At 65.9% G+C, this 22,163-nt stretch carries 19 protein-coding genes; 14 read left to right on the top strand and 5 right to left on the bottom strand.

Annotated features, from left to right (window positions below; all coding sequences use genetic code 11):
- Positions 1 to 34: 34 nt before the first annotated feature.
- From purL to BN940_RS10625, 3 genes are read left to right on the top strand one after another with little or no spacing between them, the layout of a single operon-like run.
- Complete coding sequence (purL, locus tag BN940_RS10635; protein ID WP_043686854.1) at positions 35 to 4,084, top strand: phosphoribosylformylglycinamidine synthase; 4,050 nt, start codon at positions 35 to 37, stop codon at positions 4,082 to 4,084.
- Positions 4,085 to 4,118: 34 nt separating this feature from the next.
- Entirely contained in the window at positions 4,119 to 5,579 is a 1,461-nt protein-coding gene (guaB, locus tag BN940_RS10630; RefSeq protein WP_043682858.1) for an IMP dehydrogenase, read from the top strand.
- Positions 5,580 to 5,583: 4 nt separating this feature from the next.
- The gene (locus BN940_RS10625; RefSeq protein ID WP_242404182.1) at positions 5,584 to 6,792 is read left to right on the top strand and encodes an amidohydrolase; all 1,209 of its coding nucleotides are present in this window, start codon (positions 5,584 to 5,586) and stop codon (positions 6,790 to 6,792) included.
- 49 nt (positions 6,793 to 6,841) lie between these two features.
- On the opposite strand, the gene BN940_RS10620 is transcribed toward BN940_RS10625, so the two are convergent.
- A complete protein-coding gene (locus BN940_RS10620) occupies positions 6,842 to 8,152 on the bottom strand; it encodes a YbfB/YjiJ family MFS transporter (RefSeq protein WP_052355783.1) in 1,311 nt (436 codons plus the stop codon).
- 219 nt (positions 8,153 to 8,371) lie between these two features.
- Between BN940_RS10620 and guaA the strand changes: the two genes are divergently transcribed.
- Both guaA and BN940_RS10610 read left to right on the top strand, forming a co-directional pair.
- Positions 8,372 to 9,967 (top strand): glutamine-hydrolyzing GMP synthase, encoded by a 1,596-nt coding sequence (gene guaA, locus BN940_RS10615; RefSeq protein WP_043682856.1) that lies wholly within the window; start codon positions 8,372 to 8,374, stop codon positions 9,965 to 9,967.
- Positions 9,968 to 10,276: 309 nt separating this feature from the next.
- Entirely contained in the window at positions 10,277 to 11,473 is a 1,197-nt protein-coding gene (locus tag BN940_RS10610) for a tyrosine-type recombinase/integrase (protein ID WP_043682855.1), read from the top strand.
- Positions 11,474 to 11,659: 186 nt separating this feature from the next.
- On the opposite strand, the gene pdxR is transcribed toward BN940_RS10610, so the two are convergent.
- Positions 11,660 to 13,150, bottom strand: a complete 1,491-nt coding sequence (pdxR, locus tag BN940_RS10605; RefSeq protein WP_242404181.1) for a MocR-like pyridoxine biosynthesis transcription factor PdxR — start codon at positions 13,148 to 13,150, stop codon at positions 11,660 to 11,662.
- A 123-nt stretch (positions 13,151 to 13,273) separates the two neighbouring features.
- Between pdxR and BN940_RS10600 the strand changes: the two genes are divergently transcribed.
- The 4 genes from BN940_RS10600 to sugE all read left to right on the top strand — a co-directional run bounded on the left by BN940_RS10600 (position 13,274) and on the right by sugE (position 15,391).
- Complete coding sequence (locus tag BN940_RS10600; protein ID WP_043682849.1) at positions 13,274 to 13,909, top strand: FMN-binding negative transcriptional regulator; 636 nt, start codon at positions 13,274 to 13,276, stop codon at positions 13,907 to 13,909.
- A gap of 17 nt (positions 13,910 to 13,926) precedes the next feature.
- Positions 13,927 to 14,295: an antibiotic biosynthesis monooxygenase family protein gene (locus tag BN940_RS10595; protein WP_052356077.1), complete on the top strand. Its 369-nt coding sequence runs from the start codon at positions 13,927 to 13,929 to the stop codon at positions 14,293 to 14,295.
- 13 nt (positions 14,296 to 14,308) lie between these two features.
- The gene (locus BN940_RS10590) at positions 14,309 to 14,926 is read left to right on the top strand and encodes a LysE family translocator (protein WP_043686840.1); all 618 of its coding nucleotides are present in this window, start codon (positions 14,309 to 14,311) and stop codon (positions 14,924 to 14,926) included.
- A gap of 144 nt (positions 14,927 to 15,070) precedes the next feature.
- The gene (gene sugE / locus BN940_RS10585) at positions 15,071 to 15,391 is read left to right on the top strand and encodes a quaternary ammonium compound efflux SMR transporter SugE (RefSeq protein ID WP_043682847.1); all 321 of its coding nucleotides are present in this window, start codon (positions 15,071 to 15,073) and stop codon (positions 15,389 to 15,391) included.
- Between the two features lie 151 nt (positions 15,392 to 15,542).
- Here sugE and BN940_RS10580 read toward each other — a convergent pair whose 3' ends face one another.
- Positions 15,543 to 16,520, bottom strand: coding sequence for a LuxR family transcriptional regulator (locus BN940_RS10580; RefSeq protein ID WP_043682845.1), 978 nt, complete (start codon positions 16,518 to 16,520; stop codon positions 15,543 to 15,545).
- Positions 16,521 to 16,609: 89 nt separating this feature from the next.
- On the opposite strand from BN940_RS10580, the gene BN940_RS18570 reads away from it, so the two are divergent.
- From BN940_RS18570 to BN940_RS10570, 3 genes are read left to right on the top strand one after another with little or no spacing between them, the layout of a single operon-like run.
- On the top strand, positions 16,610 to 16,837 hold the full coding sequence (locus tag BN940_RS18570; protein ID WP_084330642.1) for a helix-turn-helix transcriptional regulator: 228 nt from the start codon (positions 16,610 to 16,612) through the stop codon (positions 16,835 to 16,837).
- A 1-nt stretch (position 16,838) separates the two neighbouring features.
- On the top strand, positions 16,839 to 17,690 hold the full coding sequence (locus tag BN940_RS10575; RefSeq protein WP_084330641.1) for a helicase RepA family protein: 852 nt from the start codon (positions 16,839 to 16,841) through the stop codon (positions 17,688 to 17,690).
- Positions 17,677 to 18,441 carry a hypothetical protein gene (locus BN940_RS10570; protein ID WP_043682843.1) on the top strand — a complete coding sequence of 255 codons (765 nt, stop codon included), beginning with the start codon at positions 17,677 to 17,679 and terminating at the stop codon, positions 18,439 to 18,441. Before BN940_RS10575 ends, BN940_RS10570 begins: the two co-directional genes overlap by 14 nt.
- Before the next feature lie 369 nt (positions 18,442 to 18,810).
- On the opposite strand, the gene istB is transcribed toward BN940_RS10570, so the two are convergent.
- Positions 18,811 to 19,608 (bottom strand): IS21-like element helper ATPase IstB, encoded by a 798-nt coding sequence (gene istB, locus BN940_RS10565; protein WP_173424572.1) that lies wholly within the window; start codon positions 19,606 to 19,608, stop codon positions 18,811 to 18,813.
- Entirely contained in the window at positions 19,605 to 20,924 is a 1,320-nt protein-coding gene (gene istA, locus BN940_RS10560; protein WP_084330434.1) for an IS21 family transposase, read from the bottom strand. The genes istB and istA overlap by 4 nt, the downstream gene beginning before the upstream one ends.
- A gap of 199 nt (positions 20,925 to 21,123) precedes the next feature.
- On the opposite strand from istA, the gene BN940_RS10555 reads away from it, so the two are divergent.
- The gene (locus BN940_RS10555) at positions 21,124 to 21,375 is read left to right on the top strand and encodes a hypothetical protein (protein ID WP_043682839.1); all 252 of its coding nucleotides are present in this window, start codon (positions 21,124 to 21,126) and stop codon (positions 21,373 to 21,375) included.
- Between the two features lie 407 nt (positions 21,376 to 21,782).
- Positions 21,783 to 22,154 (top strand): conjugal transfer transcriptional regulator TraJ, encoded by a 372-nt coding sequence (traJ, locus tag BN940_RS10550; protein WP_043682837.1) that lies wholly within the window; start codon positions 21,783 to 21,785, stop codon positions 22,152 to 22,154.
- Positions 22,155 to 22,163: the final 9 nt, after the last annotated feature.

Raw genomic sequence — 22,163 nt, 5'->3', positions numbered from 1 at the left:
TAGTCGGTTTCCCATGCCCCCGAGCCGTCCCGCCGTGACTACCGTACTGATCTTCCCCGGTTCATCCGTCCTGTCCGACTTCCGCCGGGAACGCCTGCTGCGCGCCCTGGCCGCCCGGGATCTGCCGGTGGCCGACGTCCGCGCGCAGGCCTGCCATTTCGTCGGCCTCGACGGCGAACCGGACGAGGCGGGCCGGGCGCGCCTGCGGGCGCTGCTCGACGACGGCCGGGCGTCCGAGGCCTTGCCGGACGGGCGGTACGTGGCGCGTTTCCTGGTGATCCCGCGCCTGGGCACGATTTCCCCCTGGGCCAGCAAGGCGACCGACATCGCCCGCCATTGCGGCCTGCCGCAGGTGCGCCGCATCGAGCGCGGGGTGCGCTACGCCGTGGTGCCCGAACGCGGCCTGCTGGGCGCGCGCGCGCTGGATGCGGACCAGCTGGCCGCCGTGGCCGCCTGCGTGCACGACCGCATGACCGAGACCGTGGTGGCGGACGACTTCGACGGCCAGGCGCTGTTCGCGTCCCTGGAAGGCCGCCCCGTCCAGGCCGTGCCGGTGCTGGCCGAAGGCCGCGCCGCCCTGGAAGCCTGCAACGCGCGCCTGGGCCTGGCCCTGTCGGACGACGAGATCGACTACCTGCTGCGCGCCTACCGCGACCTGGGGCGCGATCCCACCGACGTCGAACTGATGATGTTCGCCCAGGCCAACAGCGAGCACTGCCGCCACAAGATCTTCAACGCCCACTGGACGGTGGACGGCCAGGCCCAGCCGCACACGCTGTTCGACATGATCCGCGCCACCCATGCGGCCCAGCCCGAAGGCACGATCGTCGCCTACTCGGACAACGCCGCCATCATGGCCGGCGGACCGGCGCGGATCTTCCACGCGGGCGGCGCCGGCGACACCGTCTATCGGCGCCACGACGTCGTGGCCCACACGCTGATGAAGGTCGAGACCCACAACCACCCCACGGCCATCGCGCCCTTCCCGGGCGCGGCGACCGGCGCGGGCGGCGAGATCCGCGACGAGGGCGCGACCGGGCGCGGCTCCAAGCCCAAGGCCGGCCTGACCGGCTTCACCGTGTCGAACCTGCGCGTGGACGGCGCCGCCGAGCCCTGGGAAGACGCGGGCGGCGCGCCCGAGCGCATCGCCGCGCCGCTGGACATCATGATCGAAGGCCCCATCGGCGGGGCCGCGTTCAACAACGAATTCGGCCGGCCGAACCTGCTGGGCTATTTCCGCAGCTTCGAGCAGCAGGCGGGCGGCACGCGCTGGGGCTACCACAAGCCCATCATGCTGGCCGGCGGCCTGGGGCAGATCGACGCGCGGCTCACGCACAAGGACCCGCTGCCGCCGGGCGCGCTGCTGGTGCAGCTGGGCGGGCCGGGCATGCGCATCGGCATGGGCGGCGGCGCGGCCTCCAGCATGGGGGCGGGCAGCAACCAGGCCGAACTCGACTTCGATTCCGTGCAGCGCGGCAACCCGGAAATGCAGCGCCGCGCCCAGGAAGTCATCGACCGCTGCTGGCAGCAGGGCGAAGCCAACCCCGTCCTGGCGATCCACGACGTCGGCGCGGGCGGCCTGTCCAACGCCTTCCCGGAGCTGGTCAACGACGCCGGGCGCGGCGCGGAATTTGAATTGCGGCGCGTGCCGCTGGAAGAATCCGGCCTGTCGCCCGCCGAGATCTGGAGCAACGAATCCCAGGAACGCTACGTCCTGGCCCTCCGTCCGGAAGACCTGGACCGCTTCGCGCGCATCGCCGAGCGCGAGCGCTGCCCCTACGCGGTGGTCGGCGTCGCCACGGAGGAGCGCCGCCTGCGCGTCACCCTGGACGAGGGCCTGCCAGGCCTGGACCGTCCGGCGGGCGAAACGGCCCCGGCCGGGCTGCGGCCCGTGGACGTGCCGGTGGACGTGATCCTGGGCAAGCCGCCGCGCATGCAGCGCAGCGCCGGGCGCGTCGCCGTGGCGGGCGAGCCGCTGGATCTCGGCGGCATCGAGCTGCCCGAGGCCGTCGAGCGCGTGCTGCGCCATCCCACCGTGGCGAACAAGTCCTTTCTGATCACCATCGGCGACCGCACCGTGGGCGGCCTGACGGCCCGCGACCAGATGGTCGGCCCCTGGCAGGTCCCGGTGGCCGACTGCGCCGTCACCCTGCGCGACCACGAAGGCGTGGCGGGCGAGGCCATGGCCCTGGGCGAACGCAGCCCGATCGCGGTCCTGAACCCGGCCGCCTCCGGCCGCATGGCCGTGGCCGAGGCCCTGACGAACCTCGCCGCCGCCGGCGTCGCCCGCCTGGAGGACATCAAGCTCTCGGCCAACTGGATGGCCGCCTGCGGCGCGCCCGGCCAGGACGCGGCCCTGTACGACACCGTGTCCGCCGTCAGCGACTGGTGCCAGAGCCTGGGCCTGTCGATCCCGGTGGGCAAGGACTCCCTGTCCATGCGCACCGCCTGGCGCGACGAGGCGGGCGACCACCAGATCGTGTCGCCGGTGTCGCTGGTGGTCACGGCCTTCGCGCCGGTGGCCGACGTGCGCGCCACCCTGACGCCGCAGCTGCGCGACGCGGCCGAAGGCTCCGTGCTGCTGCTGGTCGACCTGGGCGAAGGGCGCCAGCGCCTGGGCGGCTCGGTGCTGGCCCACGCCTACGGCGCCATCGGCACGGACACCCCGGACCTGCACGACGCGGCCCTGCTGCGCGCGGCCTTCCTGGCACTGCGCGAGCTGGCGGCCAAGGGCTGGATCCTGGCGTGCCACGACCGCTCCGACGGCGGCCTGCTGGCGGCGGCGGCCGAAATGGCCTTCGCCGGGCGCCTGGGCGTGTCGCTGAACCTGGACATGCTGACCATCGATCCGCACACGGCCGACGCCGGCGACTACAAGATCCGCGCCGACCAGGTGGCCGTCCAGCACCACGAACGCAATCTGGCGGCCCTGTTCAACGAGGAAGCCGGCTGGCTGCTGCAGGTGCCGCGCGCGCACCGCGACGAGGTCCTGCGCCACCTGCGCCAGGCGGGCCTGTCGCACTGCACCCACGTGGTGGGCATGCCCAACGCGCGCCGGGAGCTGCAGGTCTTCCGCGACGGTTCCATCATCTACCAGCGCCCCCTGGCCGAACTCGGCCAGGCCTGGAGCGAGACCACGCGGCGCATCATGGCGCGGCGCGACCATCCCGACTGCGCCCAGGCCGAATACGAGGCCTGGCTCGACGTCGAGGATCCGGGCCTGTCGCCGCGGGTGGACTTCGATCCCCAGCACGATGTGGCCGCGCCCTTCATCGCCACCGGCGCGCGGCCGCGCATCGCCGTCCTGCGCGAGCAGGGCTGCAACAGCCAGGTCGAGATGGCCTGGGCCTTCGACACCGCCGGCTTCGAGGCCGTGGACGTGCACATGACCGACCTGCTGGCAGGCCGCATCCGCCTGGACGGCATGAGCGGCCTGGTGGCGGTGGGCGGCTTCAGCTACGGCGACGTGCTGGGCGCGGGCGAGGGCTGGGCGCGCACCATCCGCTTCAACGCGGCGCTGGCCGACCAGTTCGGCGCCTTCTTCGCCCGCCCGGACAGCTTCGCGCTGGGCGTGTGCAACGGCTGCCAGATGATGGCGGCGCTGGCCGACTTCATCCCGGGCGCGGACGCCTGGCCGCGCTTCACGCGCAACGTGTCCGAGAAATACGAGGCGCGCCTGTCGCTGGTCGAGGTCCTGGATTCGCCGTCGATCTTCTTTGCCGGCATGGCCGGCGCGCGCGTGCCCATCGCCGTCGCGCACGGCGAAGGCTATGCCGATTTCAGCCGCCAGGGCGACGCCGCCCGGGTGGTCGAGGCCATGGCCTTCATCGACAACCGGGGCGCGCGTACGCAAGCCTATCCGGCCAACCCCAACGGCAGCCCGGCCGGCCTGACGGCGGTCACCACGGCCGACGGCCGCTACACCGTCATGATGCCGCACCCCGAACGCGTCACGCGCAACGTCATGATGTCCTGGCGGCCTGAGCGCTGGGGCCCGGCGGATCGAGGCGGGGACGACGCGCCCCACGGCGGCTATACGCCGTGGATGCGGATGTTCCGCAATGCGCGGGTTCATCTGGCTTGAAACGCTATAATCGCTCTTTGTGCGGAGTTCTTTCATGCGTCTGATCAAAAAAGCCCTGACCTTCGACGACGTCCTGCTGGTCCCGGCCTTTTCCCAGGTTCTGCCGCGCGATACGCGCCTGACCACGCAGTTGACCCGGGGGATCCAGCTCAACATCCCCCTCGTGTCCGCCGCCATGGACACCGTGACCGAGTCGCGCCTGGCCATCGCCATGGCCCAGGAAGGCGGCATCGGGATCGTTCACAAGAACCTCAGCGCCGAAGAGCAGGCGCGCGAAGTCTCGCGCGTCAAGCGCCATGAATTCGGCATCGTGATCGACCCGGTCACGGTCACCCCCACGATGAAGGTGCGCGACGCCATCGCGCTGCAGCGCCAGCATGGCATCTCGGGCTTGCCGGTCGTCGAGGGCGGCAAGCTGGTGGGCATCGTCACCAATCGCGATTTGCGTTTCGAGGACCGCCTCGACGTATCCCTGCGCGAGATCATGACGCCCCAGGAACGCCTGGTGACCCTGACCGAAGGCGCCACCCTCGAAGAGGCCCAGGCGCTGATGCATCGTCATCGCCTGGAGCGCGTGCTGATCGTCAATGACAAATTCCAGTTGCGCGGCCTGGCCACCGTCAAGGACATCGTCAAGAACACCGAGCACCCCCTGGCCAGCAAGGACGCCCAGGGCCAGTTGCGCGTCGGCGCCGCCGTCGGCGTGGGCGAGGGCACGGACGAGCGCGTCGAGAAACTCGCCGCCGCCGGGGTGGACGTGATCGTGGTCGATACCGCGCACGGACATTCGGCCGGCGTGATCGACCGCGTCCGCTGGGTCAAGAAACACTACCCCAACATCCAGGTCATCGGCGGCAACATCGCCACTGCCGCCGCTGCGCGCGCACTGGTCGAGGCCGGCGCCGATGCGGTCAAGGTCGGCATCGGCCCGGGCTCCATCTGCACCACCCGCATCGTGGCCGGCGTGGGCGTGCCGCAAATCACCGCCATCGCCGACGTGGCCCAGGCCTTGGAAGGCACCGGCGTGCCCCTGATCGCCGACGGCGGCATCCGCTATTCCGGCGACGTGTCCAAGGCCCTGGCGGCGGGGGCATCCACCTGCATGATGGGGGGCATGTTCGCGGGCACCGAAGAGGCCCCCGGCGAAGTCGTGCTGTTCCAGGGGCGTTCGTACAAGTCCTATCGAGGCATGGGCAGCCTGGGCGCCATGGCCGACGGCTCGGCCGACCGCTATTTCCAGGATCCCAACAACAACGTCGACAAGCTGGTTCCCGAAGGCATCGAGGCGCGCGTCCCCTACAAGGGCAGCGTCATTGCCATCATTTTCCAACTGGTGGGCGGCATCCGGGCCTCCATGGGCTATTGCGGCTGCGCCACCATCAAGGATCTCCACGCCCAGGCCGAATTCGTGGAAATCACCGCCGCCGGGGTGCGCGAATCGCACGTCCACGACGTGCAGATCACCAAAGAAGCCCCCAACTATCGGGCGGATTGAACGCATGGCCGCCAGCGACCCGGTCCCGGGCGTCCATGCCGCCCCCGCCGCTTCGGCGGGCGTGCGCATCGACGACGGCCTGGCGCAGGCCATGCAGGCCTGGCGCCGGGATTTCCACCGGCACCCCGAACTCGGCCACCAAGAGCACCGCACGGCGGCCCGCGTGGCCGAACTGCTGCGTTCCTGGGGTATCGCCGTGCACGAGGGGTACGGCGGCACCACCGGCGTCATCGGGGTCCTGGACGGACGCCGGGGAGCGGGGCCGATCCTGGGATTGCGCGCCGATATGGATGCCCTGCCCATGCCGGATGCGGGCGCTCACGATCACCGCTCGGTCCACGCCGGTGTCGCGCACGCCTGCGGCCACGACGGCCATACCGCCATCCTGCTGGGCGCGGCGTGCCATCTGGCGGCCCATCCCGACTTCGCCGGACGCATCGTCTTCATCTTCCAGCCGGCCGAGGAGCCCCTGACGGGCGCCAAGGCGCTGGCCGAGGCCGGCCTGTTCCGCGACTTTCCCTGCGACGAACTCTACGGCCTGCACAACAACAACTGCATCGGCCCGGGGCAGGTCGGCGTGCGCACCGGCGCCATCCTGTCGGCCTGCGACCTGTTCGAGATCCACATCCGGGGCGTCGGCGGCCATGCCGCCATGCCGCATCAGGCCAACGACCCCATCGTGGCCGGCGCGGCGTTGGTGCAGTCCCTGCAATCCGTCGTCAGCCGCAACGTCAGCCCCCTCGATACGGCCGTGCTCAGCGTCTGCCAGTTCCAGGCGGGCAGCGCCATCAACGTCATTGCCGACCATGCGGTGCTGCGCGGCACTGTGCGCACCCTGTCGCGCGAGGCTCAGGCCCGCGTGCTGGAGCGCCTGCGCGGCCTGTGCGAAGGCACGGCGCGCGGCTATGGCTGCGAAGTCGAATTCCGCCATCTGCTCAGTTCCCCGCCCACGGTCAACCAGGCCGGCCCGGTGGAGCACGTCAAGCGCGCGGCGGCCGCCGTGCTGGGGACCGGTCAAGTCGTCGATCCCGTCACGCCGCTCATGGCGTCCGAGGACTTCGCCTACCTGCTGGACCATCGCCCGGGCGCGTATTTCTTCCTGGGCCATGACGGCCTGACCTGCCACCATCCCGAATTCGACTTCGATGACGCGCTGCTCGCGCAGGGCGCGGCGATCTTCGCCACCCTGGTGTATCAGCGGCTGGCGGGCTGAAAGCCGGGAGCGCATGGGCGGCATGCCGCCGCCCGGATCGGGGAGCTGCTTACCGCTGTTCCCGGGGCTGCCCGGCCGAAGCCGGGCGTCGCAGCCGCAGGATCGGAACGGCGCCCGCCAGCAGGCCCAGCGTGCCCAGCACCAGGGCGAATTCCAGCGATGCGCCGAACCAGGCGTGCGTCAGGCTGAAGAAGATCGGACCGATCAGCTGGCCCAGGGCGAACGAGGCCGTCATCGCCGCCATCTGGCGCTTGGCGCCGGCCTGGCCGACCGCGGCCTGGGCCTCCTGCAGGCCCACCATCGTGATCACCATGAAGGTGCTGCCCACGCAGCAGGCCGCCAGCAGGATCGCCGGCAGCGCATGCCATATCGCGGGCAGCAGCACGCCCACCGCCATCACCACCTGGGCGCCGGCCCAGATCTGCGGCCGGGTGTAGCGGCGCGCCAGGCGGCTGGCCATCACCGTGGACACCGCGCCCGCCAGGCCGAAAACCGGCCAGGCCAGGCTGAACAGCCAGGGGTCCGGCACCAGCAGCCGTGCCTGGGCCGGCAGGAACGTGGCCGGCAGGATGTAGCCGAAGCCGTAGACCCCGTAGCACAGGATCAGGCCCCAGTGCAGGGGCGGGACGGCGTGGGCCGAAGCGCCGTCGGCCTGCCGGGCGGCGGCCGTCGGGGCGGCCGGCGGCCTGCCCGAAGGCGGCTCGCCGGAAGCCGCCGCGCGCGCCGCGGCCGGGTCCGACGCGGTCGTCGCGGCTGGGTCCGACGCGCTCGTCGCGGGCGGGGGCGGCGCGGCGGCGTCCACCGTCCGCCACAGCATCGACGCGCCCATCAGGCCGCCCAGCGCCGCCGCCGCCAGCCAGAGCCAGGCCTGCGAGGCCGTCGTCCCCGCCAGGGTCAGGCCCATGCAGGCCAGCCCGGCGAACGCGATGCCGCAGCCCACGCCGGCGAACACCACGCCGCTGCGTTCCGTCTGCCCCGTGGCGTTCAGGCGCGCGATGCACAGGGCGGACGTGCCGATCAGCACCCAGGCGCTGGCCACCCCGGCCAGCAGCCGCCACGCCAGCCAGCCCAGCCAGTGGCTGTCCAGCCCCATCGCTGCCGTCATCAGCACCACCAGCCACAGGCCGCGCCGCAGCAGGGCCGCGGGCGGCCAGCTCAGGTGCGTGACCAGCAATGCGCCCAGCAGATAGCCCAGGTAGTTCGCGCTGGCCAGCCAGCTGCCCTGGGCCAGGCTCAGTCCCAGGTCGGCTTGCATCATCGGCAGCACGGGCGTGAATGCGAAGCGGCCGATGCCCATGGCCACGGCCAGGGCCAGCAGGCCGGCCAGGGGCAGGGGAATGCGAGAGGGGCGGGATGCCATGTTGTGTCGTCTCCTTCAGGCTTGTACTGTAACCGGCATGCGCCGATCGGACCAAGGCGTGCGGGCGCCGCCGGGTGTCCGGATGCCGCCGGGGCCCGCTCGCGCATGGCCGGCCCCCTGCCGAGGCGCCTTCCGGGATCGCTTCGCCGCGCCGGGACACCCGGGGCGCGCCTGGGTTACATTAACGCCTTGAACAGCCCTCCCGATCGCCCATCCATCATGCACCACCAGCGCATCCTCATCCTGGACTACGGTTCACAGGTCACCCAGCTCATCGCCCGCCGCGTGCGCGACACCGGCGTCTATTGCGAAATCCACCCGGGCGACGTGGGCGACGACTTCATCCGCGAACAGCAGGAACAGGGCCTGAAGGGCATCATCCTGTCGGGCAGCCACGCCTCCGCCTACGCCGAGGAATCCCTGAAAGTCCCCGCCGCCGTCTTCCAGGCCGGCGTACCGGTGCTCGGCATCTGCTACGGCATGCAGTCCATGGCGCTGCAGCTGGGCGGCCAGGTCGAATTTTCCGACCATCGTGAATTCGGCTATGCCGAAGTCCGCGCCCACGGCCACACCCGCCTGCTGACCGGCCTGCAGGACTTCGAGACCGCCGAAGGCCACGGCATGCTGAAAGTCTGGATGAGCCACGGCGACCGTGTCACGGCCCTGCCGCCGGGCTTCAAGCGCATGGCTTCCACGCCTTCGTGCGAGATCGCCGGCATGGCCGACGAGGAACGCGGTTTCTACGCCGTCCAGTTCCACCCCGAAGTCACCCACACCGTCCAGGGCCAGGCCATCCTGGAGCGCTTCGTCACCGAGATCTGCGGCTGCTCGCGCGACTGGAACATGCCCGACTACGTGGCCGAAGCCGTCGCCCGCATCCGCGAGCAGGTCGGTTCCGACGAAGTCATCCTGGGCCTGTCCGGCGGCGTCGATTCCTCCGTCGCCGCCGCCCTGATCCACAAGGCCATCGGCGACCAGCTCACCTGCGTCTTCGTCGACCACGGCCTGCTGCGCCTGAACGAAGCCAGGCAGGTCATGGACACCATGGCGCGGCACCTGGGCATCCGCGTCATCCACGTCGATGCCGGCGAACAGTTCATGGGTAAGCTGGCCGGCGTCGCCGATCCCGAGGCCAAGCGCAAGATCATCGGCCGCGAATTCGTCGAAGTCTTCCAGGCCGAATCGGCCAAGCTCAAGTCCGCCCGCTGGCTGGCCCAGGGCACCATCTACCCCGACGTCATCGAATCGGCCGCCTCCAAGACCGGCAAGGCCGTCGCCATCAAGTCCCACCACAACGTCGGCGGCCTGCCCGAGACCCTGAACCTGAAGCTGCTGGAGCCCCTGCGCGAGCTGTTCAAGGACGAAGTCCGCCACCTGGGCCTGGCCCTGGGCCTGCCGCCCGAAATGGTCTTCCGCCACCCGTTCCCCGGCCCCGGCCTGGGCGTGCGCATCCTGGGCGAGGTCAAGCGCGAATACGCCGACCTGCTGCGCCGCGCCGACGACATCTTCATCACCGAACTGCGCAACACCATCGAGCCCGAATCCGGCAAGTCCTGGTACGACCTGACGTCCCAGGCCTTCACGGTGTTCCTGCCGGTGAAGTCCGTGGGCGTGATGGGCGACGGCCGCACCTACGACTACGTCGTGGCCCTGCGCGCCGTGCAGACCACTGATTTCATGACGGCGGACTGGGCGGAACTGCCTTATGCGTTGCTGAAGAAGGTGTCCTCGCGCATCATCAACGAGGTGCGGGGGATCAATCGGGTGACGTACGATGTGTCGAGCAAGCCGCCGGCTACGATTGAGTGGGAATGATCCCGCGTCTGGCAAGGGTTGGCAAGACGAGGCATCAAGGCAAACCTAACTCATTGTCAGATATGAATTTTATTCCTTGGCGTCTGGCAAGTTCTGGCAACTGATGGCATCGCGAAGCACCGTTTTTGTATGGCATGGCAGATGGTACGATGAGCGACATGATGCCATGTTGAGGGCGCGATACCATGAAGCCATCGGAAGATGGTTCATGGTACTGAAATCATCTAACTTGTTGATTTAGATTGATTTTCACGCCAAGAAAAAGGGTGTTCCCAGCATGGTATAGGACAAAGGAGCCTTGCCAAGACCATGCTGACCGATACCAAGCTGCGAAACCTCAAGCCGAGGGACAAGCTCTACAAGGAGAACGACCGTGACGGCCTCTATGTGGCCGTCACGCCTGCTGGTTCGATCTCGTTCCGCTACAACTACTCGATCCACGGCCGACAGGAGACCATCACTTTCGGTCGCTACGGTGTTGGCGGTATCACCCTGGCGGAAGCCCGCGAGCGGCTGGGCGAGGCCAAGAAGATGCTCGCGGCCGGGAAGTCTCCAGCCAAGGAGAAGGCGCGGGACAAGGCCCGCATCAAGGATGCCGAGACCTTCGATGCCTGGGCGGAAAAGTGGCTGCGCGGCTACCAGATGGCCGACTCCACCCGTGACATGCGCCGCTCGGTCTACGAACGCGAGTTGAAGCCGAAATTCGGCAATCAGAAGTTGGCGGAGATCACCCATGAGGATTTGCGTGCGCTGACCGATGCCATCGTTGAGCGCGGCGCACCGGCCACCGCAGTGCATGCCCGCGAAGTGGTGTTGCAGGTTTTTCGCTGGGCCATCGAGCGCGGCCAGAAGGTTGAGAACCCGGCAGAGTTGGTGCGCCCGACAACCATTGCCAAGTTCGAGCCGCGCGACCGTGCGCTGACGCCCGACGAGATCGGCCTGATGTATCAGTACATGGAGCGCATCGGCACGACGCCATCCATCCGGGCAGCGGCCAAGCTGTTGCTGCTGACGATGGTGCGCAAGAGCGAGTTGACTAACGCGACCTGGAGCGAGATCAATTTCAGCGAGGCGCTTTGGACGATCCCGAAGGAGCGGATGAAGCGGCGAAATCCTCACCTGGTGTTTTTGTCCCGCCAGGCGCTGGATATCTTCATTGCCTTGAAAACCTTTGCCGGCGGATCGGACTATGTGCTGCCGTCACGGTATGACTCGGACCTACCCATGAGCAGCGCCACGCTCAACCAGGTGCTGACGCTGACGTACCGCCTGGCGCAGAAGGAGGGTAAGTCGCTCACCAAGTTCGGGCCGCATGACCTGCGGCGCACGGCGAGCACGCTGCTGCACGAGGCAGGCTACAACACGGACTGGATCGAGAAGTGTCTGGCGCACGAGCAGAAGGGCGTAAGGGCCGTCTACAACAAGGCCGAGTACCGCGAGCAGCGAACTGCGATGTTGCAGGATTGGGCGAACATGATCGATGAGTGGACTGGTCGGAGTCGCTGATTTTTTTGCTGAATTCAAAGGTAATCGGTGCATGTTGTTAGACGCGATTGAGGCGAGTTTTCAACTACAGCTTTCGGCCAGGAGCGGCCCCTGAGTCTTGCACGATCTAAGGCCGCTTCATTGTGGAATCGGACATGGAAACGGACACTGAGGGTGGGCGCGCCCCGCCAGCGGCGCCAGTTGATGTCAGAAGCGATCGCTTCCGAGCTCCCGCAGCGCAGCTGCCAGGCGCCGAACACCCTCTTCGATCTGATCTCGCTCCAGCAGCGCGTAACCCATGACCAGACCAGCCGGACGAATTGAAGCATCCGCCCGGCCTGCGGGATGAAAGAACTGGCTGACCGGATACAGGCGAACGCCTTTCTGGCGGGCCGATTCGATCAGAATCGGCTCCTTCTCGGCGGCAAACTCGCGAAACCACACCACCAGGTGCAGCCCACTGGCCGCTCCCTGGATCTCGACGCGCTCGCCCAAGTGTGAGGTGATCGCCTGAACGAGTGCTGCCTGTCGTGCATGTTGCAGACGACGGATTCGCCGGACGTGACGGTCATAGCTGCCGTCCTCCAAGAGCACCGCCAACGCACGTTGACTACCGGTCGTCACGTGCCGGTCGGTCAGCCGCTTCGCCGCGCTAAAGACGTCCACCAGGCGCGGCGGCAGCACCATGTAGCCCAGACGGAGCTGTGGCGACAGTGTCTTCGAGAACGTCCCGACGTGGATCACGCAGCCACTGCTATCCAGCGACCGCAGCGTGGGTTCGGGTCGAACCGAATAGCGATATTCGCTGTCGTAGTCGTCCTCGATGATCCAGGCATCCCGTTCGGCAGCCCAGGCCAGGAGCGCACGTCGTCGTCCGATCGGCAGGAATGATCCGAGCGGGAACTGATGCGTCGGTGTCACGTAGGCCATCTGTGCCCGAGGGACTTGAGCGAGCAGGTCGGTCCGCAGTCCGTGGCTGTCGACGTCGATCGGGAGAAGCTTGGCGCCATAGGTTTCGAAGACGTGATGCGCCATCTGATAGCCGAGGTTCTCGGCGACGACCGGGTCGCCGGGGCTGATGAGCAGCCGTGCGCAGAGGTCGAGTGCCTGCTGCGAGCCGTTTACGATCAGCAACTGGTCAACGGAGCAGGACAAGCCGCGCGACTGACTGAGGTGCGTCTGCAGCGCCTTGCGAAGATCGAGGTTGCCACGCGGGTCCTCATAAGCCAGGCGTGCACTTCGCTGGCGTTCGACCGCACGCAGGGCCTTCAGCCAGGGCAAGATCGGGAAGTCGCGTCCGGCCAAAGGCCCGTAGACGAAGTCGATTTCATCTGCGGCGGTCGGGACCGGTTCATGCAGCGCCAAGGCGGCCACGCGCGTTCCGATTACGGACAGCCGCCCGGCGTGGCGATGTGCACCCCCGTCCTCGGCGCTGATTTGCGCATCGCGGTCCGTCCGGGCGTCGGGAACCGCCCCGGCCGCGACTCGGCTGGGGGCACCAGCCCGCGTTTCGATGAACCCATCCGACGCCAGTTGCTCGTATACGAGTGATACGGTGGTGCGTGAAAACCCACGCTCGGCCGCCAGCGCGCGCGTCGACGGCAGGGCTGCGCCTGGCCTGTACGTGCCATCTGCGATCCGGGCTCTGATTTCGTCGTAGAGCGCACGGCTGGAACCCCGTTGTCCATTCTCATCCATACCCATCGCGGCAACTGGTCCAGTCAGATAGTCAATAACTGGCTATTTTATACAGGCAGGTTGTCATGCATAGTGAGCGCACGTGCCGGGCGTGCCGGCACTTGATCCGGACAGGAGCGCCACATGTATCTTCCCAAGCAATTCGCCGAGCCGCGGGTTGAGGAACTTCACCGCATCGTTCGAGAGCATTCCCTGGGCATGCTGGTGACGCACACTGCAGCAGGCCTGGAAGCGCACCACCTGCCGTTCTTGCTCGACGCACAACAAGGCCCCTGCGGCGTGCTTCAGGCACATGTCGCGCGGGCAAATCCGGTCTGGAGCGAGGTGAGCGACGGCGCCTCCGTCCTCGTGGTCTTCCGGGGCGTTCAGGGATACATCTCGCCCAACTGGTACCCGGGCAAGCATGAGACACACCGCCGCGTGCCGACCTGGAACTACGAGGTCGTGCATGCTCACGGGACGATCCATGTCCGGGACCAGGCGAAGTTCGTTCGCGCTGTCGTTGGTCGACTGACGCGCCAGCACGAAGCGAACCAGCCTGAACCGTGGAAGATGAGCGACGCCCCGCCGGACTTCATGGCGGAGCAGCTGAGCCAGATCGTCGGAATCGAGGTCCGCCTCAGTCGGCTGGACGGCAAGCGCAAGCTCAGCCAGCATCATCAGGCCCGCGATCGCGAAGGTGCCATTCGCGGCCTGGAAGAGCAGGGAAATCTCGGCCTCGCACAGGCGATGAAAGAAACAACGACGCAATCCGCATGACGATGGAACAAACCGACTTGTATACCGCCACGTTCACGTTCGCCAAGGGCGAGTACGACGACGAGTTTCACCGGCTGGATCAAGCCATCGCCGAGGTCGCGAAGGCGATACCTGGCTACCTGGGCGAAGAGGCGTGGGAGAACCCCGCGTCCGGGCTGATCTCGACCGTCTACTACTGGCGCTCGCTGGAAGCGCTCCAGCAGCTCATCGATCACCCGAAGCACCTTGCAGCGAAGCAGAAGCAAGCGAAGTGGATAAACGGATGCCACATCGTTATCGGCCGGGTCATCAGGTCGTACGGCGATGGCCGCATCCCGCATCCGCTCTCACCCGAGCCGCGCATTGCCGGCGAGTCCGTCGGCACCAGCGGTGATCCGCAACCCTGAGCAGATCCGCTCCATGTCTCTTCTCGCCTTCATCGTCGCTGCATTGGTCCTGGCGATCACCCCTGGTCCTGGCATCGCGTATGTCGTGGCCCGAACCGTTGCCGGCGGTCGCGCCGAAGGCTTGGCCTCCTGCCTGGGAACCGGCCTCGGTGGACTCGTTCATGTGGCAGCGGCCGCCCTGGGCCTCTCGCTGCTCATCGCCCAGTCGGCGTTGGCGTTCAACCTGGTCAAGTACCTTGGGGCAGCGTACCTGGTCTATCTGGGCATTCGAATGCTGACGCGCAAGGAGCCGTCCGTCGAGGCAAAACAGGTCCGCGCCCAAGGCGCTCGCCGCGCCTTCATGGAGGGCATCATGGTCGAGGCCATGAACGTCAAGACCGCGCTCTTCTTTCTCGCTTTCCTCCCCCAGTTCACTACGCCGGAGGCTTCGCTGGCTCCGCAGCTTGCCCTGCTGGGATGCATCTGCGTTGCAATGAACACCTTCGTTGACGTCCTGGCGGTATTCGGTGCCGATCGCCTGTTGCAGTCGAACGCCGCGCGGGTGACCCGGGCGCGGCTGCTGACGCGCCTATCCGGCTGCACGATGATGACGCTCGGCGTTTTCCTGGCGCTGGCTCGCCGCGAGTCATGACAACGCACACGGCACACCATGCAGCGGCGAGTGTCAGAGCCGCAATCTTCATTTCCCTCTGTCATGCAGGCGGTGGGCGGAAGCAGGGACGACTTTGCTTCTCGTACTTCATCGGGGACGGCCCCACAACCATTGGGAAACCTGATGAACTGGATCGCTCTATTCGTCGCCGGACTGCTTGAAGTCGTGTGGGCCATCGGGCTCAAGTACACCGCAGGCTTCACGCGCCTCTGGCCCTCTGTCGGCACGGCCTTGGCCTTCCTGTCAAGCATCGGGCTGCTCGGCTGGGCCATGCGCGACCTCCCGGTAGGCACGGCCTATGCGGTGTGGGTCGGCATTGGCGCGGTGGGCACCGCCGTCGTGGGCATGGCGCTGTTGGGCGAGCCCGTGTCCCTCCCTCGGGTGATCAGCCTTGGCTTGGTCATTGCCGGCATCATCGGGCTGAAGATGTCATCCCTGGCGTGATCGGGATTGCTGTCAGCGTCCGCTCTCGGTCCTCACTGCTGCGATCCCTGAGTCTGGGGCGAGCGTCGGCAACGGGTCGTTTTCTGTCTGACAAGGATCTGGGCCAAATCTTAGTCGGTGAGTTTTAGCCGCTAAAATTTCCCTTGGCGTTCTACTCCTTCAGTAGAAGCATTCGGGGTGTCGAGGCCAAGGACTTCAGCGCTTTCGATACTGCCTGGCGTTCGATGCCCAGTTTTTGCGCGATCTCCGACTGATTGAGCCCGCTCCACTGAAGTATCAGTATTTGCTTTTTTCGGTCTGATAGCTTCGAGTCCACCATCAAGCGCGCTTGGTTGCGCAGTTCTCCTCTGTCGGCTGGCTGTACGGTCTGGCCCAGCATGTAGTGGTAGAAATAGCGATCCACCAGCGGGTCGCCAGAGGCGGCTTGCGGCGTGGCACGTTTCGCGCACTGACGGTTGAGCCGCTCAAGTTCAAGGTCGAATTGCGCGAGGGATCGCTTTGCTTGTCTATACGCGGGGTTCCGGCTGCCATTCGCCAAGATGGGCCTATGCCTGACGCAGTACTGGTGGCTGAGTTCGAGTCTCTTGCGGTCTTGCAGCTCTACGTCATTGACTTGCTCGTCAGAGACCGTTGCCATGAAGTCGGCGAACTCGGTCAGCTCTCCGCATAGTTCGCAAAAGCCGTGTTTGCGTTGCGCGTTGAGATTGACACCAGTGGTGGCGGTCGATTTTTTGGGGCGTTTGCATGCGCAGTCCCAAACCAGGCCGGTCAGAGATTCGATAGTCGCCACAAAGCGTTGATCCCTTGAGCCCTGCTTGTCCACTGTCTTGACGAAGTGGCGCAGTAACTGTCGTTGTAGGCGAACCATCGCATCAAATCCGACCAGTCGAATGGTCTCGCTGAAGTCCATTCCCGCCCCGACACCGGAGACGAAGCCCGAATAGCGTGCGGGGAGGGCTTCCATGTAGCTGGCTATCGCGGGATCAATGATTTCCTGGATCAATCGCACGATGGGGTAGCGCCGCGAAGCAATGGAGTAAGGGTGCCAGCGATCCTGAAAGTGTTCGATGGCTTTCGAGATGCCGGGGTCGCATCCTTCCCAGATTGTGATGGTCTGCTCTTTTTTCATGGAGTCAACCTCTTTGGGTAAGTATAAGGCTGTCTCAGTATGAATTGCTAGGCACCATAAGGCACTCGTTAGCAATTGGAGGCCGGGCCATGAAGGCAGCAACCAGCAAAGTCCTCATCAACAGAAAAAGGCTGTTGGAGATCATTCCGCTCTCGACGCGAACCATCTACAACCTGGAGCAGAGAGGCGCTTTTCCTAGACGTATCGCCCTCACTTGCAGGAATGTCGCGTGGGATTTATCGGAAGTCGAAGAGTGGATCAACGCGCGTAAGTTGTCGGGCATTCAGGCCGACCGACCCGGCGACGCGAGGGGTTGATATGGCCCTTGATCTGATGGCGGCGTTCACCGAGCCTCCGCCGCCAATTGATTACGTTTTACCAAATATGGTTGCCGGAACGGTTGGCGCACTGGTGTCACCTGGCGGTGCAGGCAAGTCCATGCTGATCCTGCAATTGGCTGCGCAGATTGCCGGCGGCCCTGATCTGCTGGAGGTGGGCGAGCTGCCCACCGGCTCGGTGGTGTACTTGCCAGCCGAAGACCCACCGGTTGCGATCCATCATCGCTTGCACGCCCTTGGCACACACCTTACCGCTGCGCAGCGGCAAGCCGTGGCGGATGGCTTGCTGATTGAGCCGCTGATTGGCAAATGCCCCAACATCATGGCCCGAGATTGGTTCGATGGCCTCAAACGGGCCGCGGAAGGTCATCGCCTGATGGTTCTGGATACCCTGCGCCGCTTTCATATCGAGGAGGAGAACGCCAGTGGACCTATGGCGCAGGTCATTGGTCGCATGGAGGCCATAGCCGCCGATACCGGCTGCTCCATCGTGTTTCTGCACCACGCCAACAAGGGCGCGGCGATGGGAGGTGCTGGCGATCAACAGCAGGCCAGCCGTGGATCATCGGTGCTGGTCGATAACATCCGCTGGCAGTCGTATCTGTCCGGCATGACGCAGGCCGAGGCCGAGGAATGGGGTATTGATGAGGGGCGGCGGGGGTTCTTCGTCCGCTATGGCGTCAGCAAAGCGAACTACGGTGCTCCCTTTCAGGAGTGTTGGTTCAGGCGGCACGAGGGTGGCGTGCTCAAGCCGGCTGTACTTGAACGGCAGAAACGCCAGTCGCCTACGAAGCTGAAATCCGTAGCGAGAGGCGGCAATGACGACTGGTAATCAGGTCGTTCCGACCAGCACGGCATTGCAGGCCCGCGTGATGATCTATCAGCCCAGTCAGCGCCCACGGGAACGTGCGGGGCAGTGGATAGACACCGGTTTCGGTCGATGCCGCGTAACCGGCAGGCTGGGGCAGCGTCATGCTGATATTGTGGAATCCATGTTGTACGTGGCAGAACGCCGCCGCGAAATATCGGACGGCGGCATCGAGCTGCTGATCGATCCGGCGAGGCTGCGCCGGGTGCTATCCGATTGCCAGTACAGCCACGACCGCATCAAGAAGCTGCTGACCGACTTGCGGGCTGCCACGGTCGAAATCGTGACGCCCGAAATGGAGCGCAGTGGTGACAGCATCATCGGCGGCCTGATTGACCACGTTATCCCGTCACCGATGACCCGCCACGATCCGCTAAGCGGCGGCGAGCGTCATTTGTGGCGCGTTCGGCTGGGCGTTGCCCTGGTGATGTTGCTGGAAAGGGATTTGTCTTTGTACTACCCGCCGGCCCCCATTGCCCGGCTGCAACACGGGATCAGTCAGGCTCTTGCGCGGCATGTGCTCACCCACAGACACGACCCGGCTGGAGGCTGGCACCTGGACACCTTGATTCGTGCCGTAGGAGGTGAGGCAGTCAACGGCATGACGCTGCGAAATTACCGGCGACGGCTGAAGGACGATGCCGTCGGGTTGATCGAAATCGGCATCGAAATAGATGCCACAGACAGGGTAAAGCGTGTCACAGCGGCCCGATAGCGTGCCACACCGGCCCGAGGGCGTGTCACAGCGGCCCGGAAGCGTGCCACAGCGGCCCGATATTTTGCGGTTTTGGCAGGATATTCAGGATATTTCAGGATATCCAGGCGGTGTAACCGCCCGCTTGAGGCGGGCGCTTGCACCTTGTCGATCAAGTCTTGACGGACTTTCTCAATCGGCCAGGGGCCGATGGTTGAACGCCAAGAAGAGAGGGTCACCGGATCGTTGGCAGCGCTCCGCCTTGGTCAGGCCCCTCAAGTGTCAATAACACCGCAGCCCGCCCCTCAAGTGTCAATAGTGGCCTCTATGAAGACCGTGTCAAGCGACACCAGGAATTGACCCCCTGGCGACACCTAAAACTGACCCCCCCTACGGTTGAACGAACGGCTGCCCGATGGCAGCAGAACTGGGTTTGATGAGCCCTGCCTTACGCTTTGTACGCAGCCGGTAGCTGTCGCCCCGGATGGTGAGGACATGGCTGTGATGCAGCAACCGATCGAGGATGGCGGTAGCCACCACGGCGTCGCCGAAGACCTCGCCCCATTCGCTCACGGCGCGGTTGCTGGTCACCAGCAGGCTGCCCCGTTCATAGCGCCGCGAGACAAGCTGGAAGAACAGGTTTGCCGCCCCCGGCTCCAGGGGCAGGTAGCCCAGCTCATCGATGATCAGCAGCTTGGGCTTGGCGAAGTGACGCAGGCGTTCCTCCAGGCTGCCCGCGGCATGTGCACTCACCAGTTGCGTGATCAGCGCCGTGGCCGTGGTGAACAGCGTCGAGTAGCCCGCCCGAACGGCTTCACGCCCCAGGGCGACGGCCAGGTGGCTCTTGCCCACCCCGGGCGGCCCAAGCAGCAGCAGCGCATCGCCGTTGGCAATCCACCGCCCGCAGGCAAGCTCCCTGATCTGCGCGGGGTCTACAGCGGGCTGGGCACTGAAGTCGAACCCGTCCAGGGTGCGCACGAACGGGAAGCGGGCAATCGACAGCCCCATCTGGATGCGGCGGTCCTCCTTGCGGGCCACCTCCTGCGCGCACAGGTAGGCAAGCGCCTCGCGCAGGCTCAGCTCCTGGCGCGCCGCCTCATCGAGCAGGGTATCGAGCCGTTCGCGGATCGCCGTGAGCTTCAGGCGCCCAAGCATGGCGTCGAGCCGGTCTGGATCCTGGATGATCATTGCCAGCCTCCGCCGGTGATCGCCTCGTAGACCGAGAGGTCGCGCTGCAGCAGTGCCTGTGGCACGACGGGAATGGGTCCCTGCACCTGATCGCCGGGTGCCGTGGACCTTGAGGGCTGCCCCGGGGCTCGGTAGCCAACGATGCCCTGCAGGTGCTCGGGCAGGCAGCGCGTCTGGCGCCGCCCGGCAAGCTCGGGGTGGCAAGCGACCTCGCGCCCGTCATCGAGCACGCGCAGCTCGCAGCCCGCGATATGAACCTGTACCAGGCGCCCCGCCAGGCGCCACGGCACGCTGTAGCGATTGGTGTCGACCTCGACGGTGGCGTCGCGCGCGACGCGTCGCGACAGACTGCGCGTCTGCTCGAAGGGCGGCCGATCCGCCAGCGGCATCAGGTGCAGGCGCTCGAGACGGAAGCGCTCTGCGGGGATCTCGCCCGTGGTGCCGTGCACCCGCTGATCGGCCACCTCGCGCATCCACCAGTCCAAGTGGGCTTGCAGGTGCGCCCAGGACTCGAAGGTGTGGCCCGCCATGGCGTTGCGCTTGACGTAGCCCACGCTCCTCTCGTCCTTGCCCTTAGTGCGCGGCCGATAGGGGGCGCAGGCCACGGGCCGGAACCCCCAGTGATGCGCCAGCGCGCGGAACCGGTCATTGAAGACCACCTCGCGGCTGGCCGCGTCGTGGTGCTCGACTAGCGCCCGCGCGTTATCGACCAGGACCTGGCGGGGAACACCCCCAAAGTGCTGCAGCGCCGCCTCGATCCCAGCAAACCAGGCCGACTGGTGCTGGTGCGGGAAGGCCTGCACAAAGATGCGACGGCTGTGGCCCAGCGTCGCAACAAATAGCTGCACGCCGACTTCCGCACCAGCGATCTGGGCCTTACGGCTGCCAAAGTCGATCTGCATCTGCTGGCCCGGCGGCGTCTCGAAGCGCACGGTGGCCTGAGCGCAGGCGGCCAGCTCCCGGCGCCACGGGGCACAGGCCCGCTCCACCGTGCGTAAGCTCACCGTGATGCCATGCTCGCTGCGCAGCTCCTGCTGCACGACAGCGGCGTTGCCTGCATGGGCCATGAAGCGCTCGCGCAGCCACGGCGCCACGCCGTCGAGTGCCCGCATGCGCTGCGGGCTTGCGTACGGTGCCCAACCGCCCTGGCGCAGATAGCGCTTGACGGTGTTCCTACTGATCCCCAATTCGGCGGCGATACGCTTGGTTCCCCAGCCGCAGGCCTTGAGCCGACCGATGGCGACGACATCCTCTGGGCTTTGCATCGGTTCCCCCCGTGACTGAACAAGGGGTTGGTTGTACTCGGCTTCTTGCATGGATGATCCCTCCTGATGTGATCATGAAGGGGTCAGTTCTCCATGTCGCCAGGGGGTCAGTTTGTCATGTCGCCTGACAGACCGCAGGCCCATGCAGGCTTATGCCGGGTTCATTGACATATGAGGGGCGGATGAAAGTAGTTCATTTCCTTGGCGTTCAACTTTGTGTTTCAAGTAGTGAGCTACGCAGGAGAGAAAAATGCAGATCACCGTCAACAGCAGCGTCCTCAAGGAGCTGGAATACATCGTCGAATTGCACCGCACTCACAGCGCCCCAAATCCGATGGACAGCGTAGCCGTATTGATTGGCTTCGTGTTGGCCAGTGTTGCGGATGGTAGCCGCCGGCCCGGCTCGTGGGAGCGTGGAATGCTTGAGCAGATGGGGCTGATTGCCGATTGCGACGAGCATTACACCTACCGTGCTCAGTACGGGAACGAGGTGGAGAAATGAGTCGCCGACAGACACGTAACAGCGTCTTTCTCCCCTTGGCGTTCAACTTGTTTTTTCGGGTGTGTGGAAAGCGCAAGGAAAGTGTTGGTTTTATGCGGTGGAAAGCGAAAGGAAACCGATTGGGAAGTCCGGTTTTATCGCGATTCCATAGCGTCTTTTCACGATTGCAGCGCGACTCTGCCGATTCCGTGGTGATCGCAGCGCAATCGCATGCCAATAGCAGAGCAATAGCGACAGATTCCAATCTGCATACGTGCAGAAAACGCGGTGGTGATGCGGGCAGGATGTGTGAAGTAGGCCCACCCGCAAGCGGGTCGTCCTTCTTCACTTGCCCTTATTCGCACCTGGCGGTGCTCAACGGGAATCCTGCTCTGCGAGGCTGTTCTCAGTCGTGGACCGGAGGGTGAATGGACGGCGAAAAGAAAGTCACGCGCAAGAACAGCCCGCCCATCAAGGTGTACTGCCTGCCCGAAGAGCGGGCCGAGATCGAAGCGAACGCAAGGAGGGCGGGGATCAGTGTTGCGCGCTACCTGCGCGACGTGGGCCAGGGCTACCAGATCAAGGGCGTCATGGATTACGAATACGTGCGCGAGCTGGTGCGCGTGAACGGCGACCTTGGCCGGCTGGGTGGCTTGCTCAAACTATGGCTGACCGACGACCCACGCACGGCCCGCTTCGGTGACGCCACGATCCTTGCCCTGCTGGGCCGGATCGAAGCCACTCAGGACGAAATGAGCCGGCTCATGAAGTCCGTGGTGCAGCCGAGGGCCGAGCCTTGAGCTTTTTAG

The organism is Castellaniella defragrans 65Phen (genome assembly GCF_000612685.1).
GTDB classification, from domain to species: domain Bacteria; phylum Pseudomonadota; class Gammaproteobacteria; order Burkholderiales; family Burkholderiaceae_B; genus Castellaniella; species Castellaniella defragrans.
This window is presented reverse-complemented; position numbering and strand designations above follow the sequence as displayed.

Bases quoted from the DNA above. Each gene is read 5' to 3' on its own strand.
- guaB (WP_043682858.1), top strand. From the start codon at position 4,119: ATGCGTCTGATCAAAAAAGCCCTGACCTTCGACGACGTCCTGCTGGTC.
- BN940_RS10625 (WP_242404182.1), top strand. From the start codon at position 5,584: ATGGCCGCCAGCGACCCGGTCCCGGGCGTCCATGCCGCCCCCGCCGCT.
- BN940_RS10620 (WP_052355783.1), bottom strand. From the start codon at position 8,152: ATGGCATCCCGCCCCTCTCGCATTCCCCTGCCCCTGGCCGGCCTGCTG.
- guaA (WP_043682856.1), top strand. From the start codon at position 8,372: ATGCACCACCAGCGCATCCTCATCCTGGACTACGGTTCACAGGTCACC.
- BN940_RS10610 (WP_043682855.1), top strand. From the start codon at position 10,277: ATGCTGACCGATACCAAGCTGCGAAACCTCAAGCCGAGGGACAAGCTC.
- pdxR (WP_242404181.1), bottom strand. From the start codon at position 13,150: ATGGATGAGAATGGACAACGGGGTTCCAGCCGTGCGCTCTACGACGAA.
- BN940_RS10600 (WP_043682849.1), top strand. From the start codon at position 13,274: ATGTATCTTCCCAAGCAATTCGCCGAGCCGCGGGTTGAGGAACTTCAC.
- BN940_RS10590 (WP_043686840.1), top strand. From the start codon at position 14,309: ATGTCTCTTCTCGCCTTCATCGTCGCTGCATTGGTCCTGGCGATCACC.
- sugE (WP_043682847.1), top strand. From the start codon at position 15,071: ATGAACTGGATCGCTCTATTCGTCGCCGGACTGCTTGAAGTCGTGTGG.
- BN940_RS10580 (WP_043682845.1), bottom strand. From the start codon at position 16,520: ATGAAAAAAGAGCAGACCATCACAATCTGGGAAGGATGCGACCCCGGC.
- BN940_RS18570 (WP_084330642.1), top strand. From the start codon at position 16,610: ATGAAGGCAGCAACCAGCAAAGTCCTCATCAACAGAAAAAGGCTGTTG.
- BN940_RS10575 (WP_084330641.1), top strand. From the start codon at position 16,839: ATGGCCCTTGATCTGATGGCGGCGTTCACCGAGCCTCCGCCGCCAATT.
- BN940_RS10570 (WP_043682843.1), top strand. From the start codon at position 17,677: ATGACGACTGGTAATCAGGTCGTTCCGACCAGCACGGCATTGCAGGCC.
- istB (WP_173424572.1), bottom strand. From the start codon at position 19,608: ATGATCATCCAGGATCCAGACCGGCTCGACGCCATGCTTGGGCGCCTG.
- istA (WP_084330434.1), bottom strand. From the start codon at position 20,924: ATGCAAGAAGCCGAGTACAACCAACCCCTTGTTCAGTCACGGGGGGAA.
- BN940_RS10555 (WP_043682839.1), top strand. From the start codon at position 21,124: ATGCAGATCACCGTCAACAGCAGCGTCCTCAAGGAGCTGGAATACATC.
- traJ (WP_043682837.1), top strand. From the start codon at position 21,783: ATGGACGGCGAAAAGAAAGTCACGCGCAAGAACAGCCCGCCCATCAAG.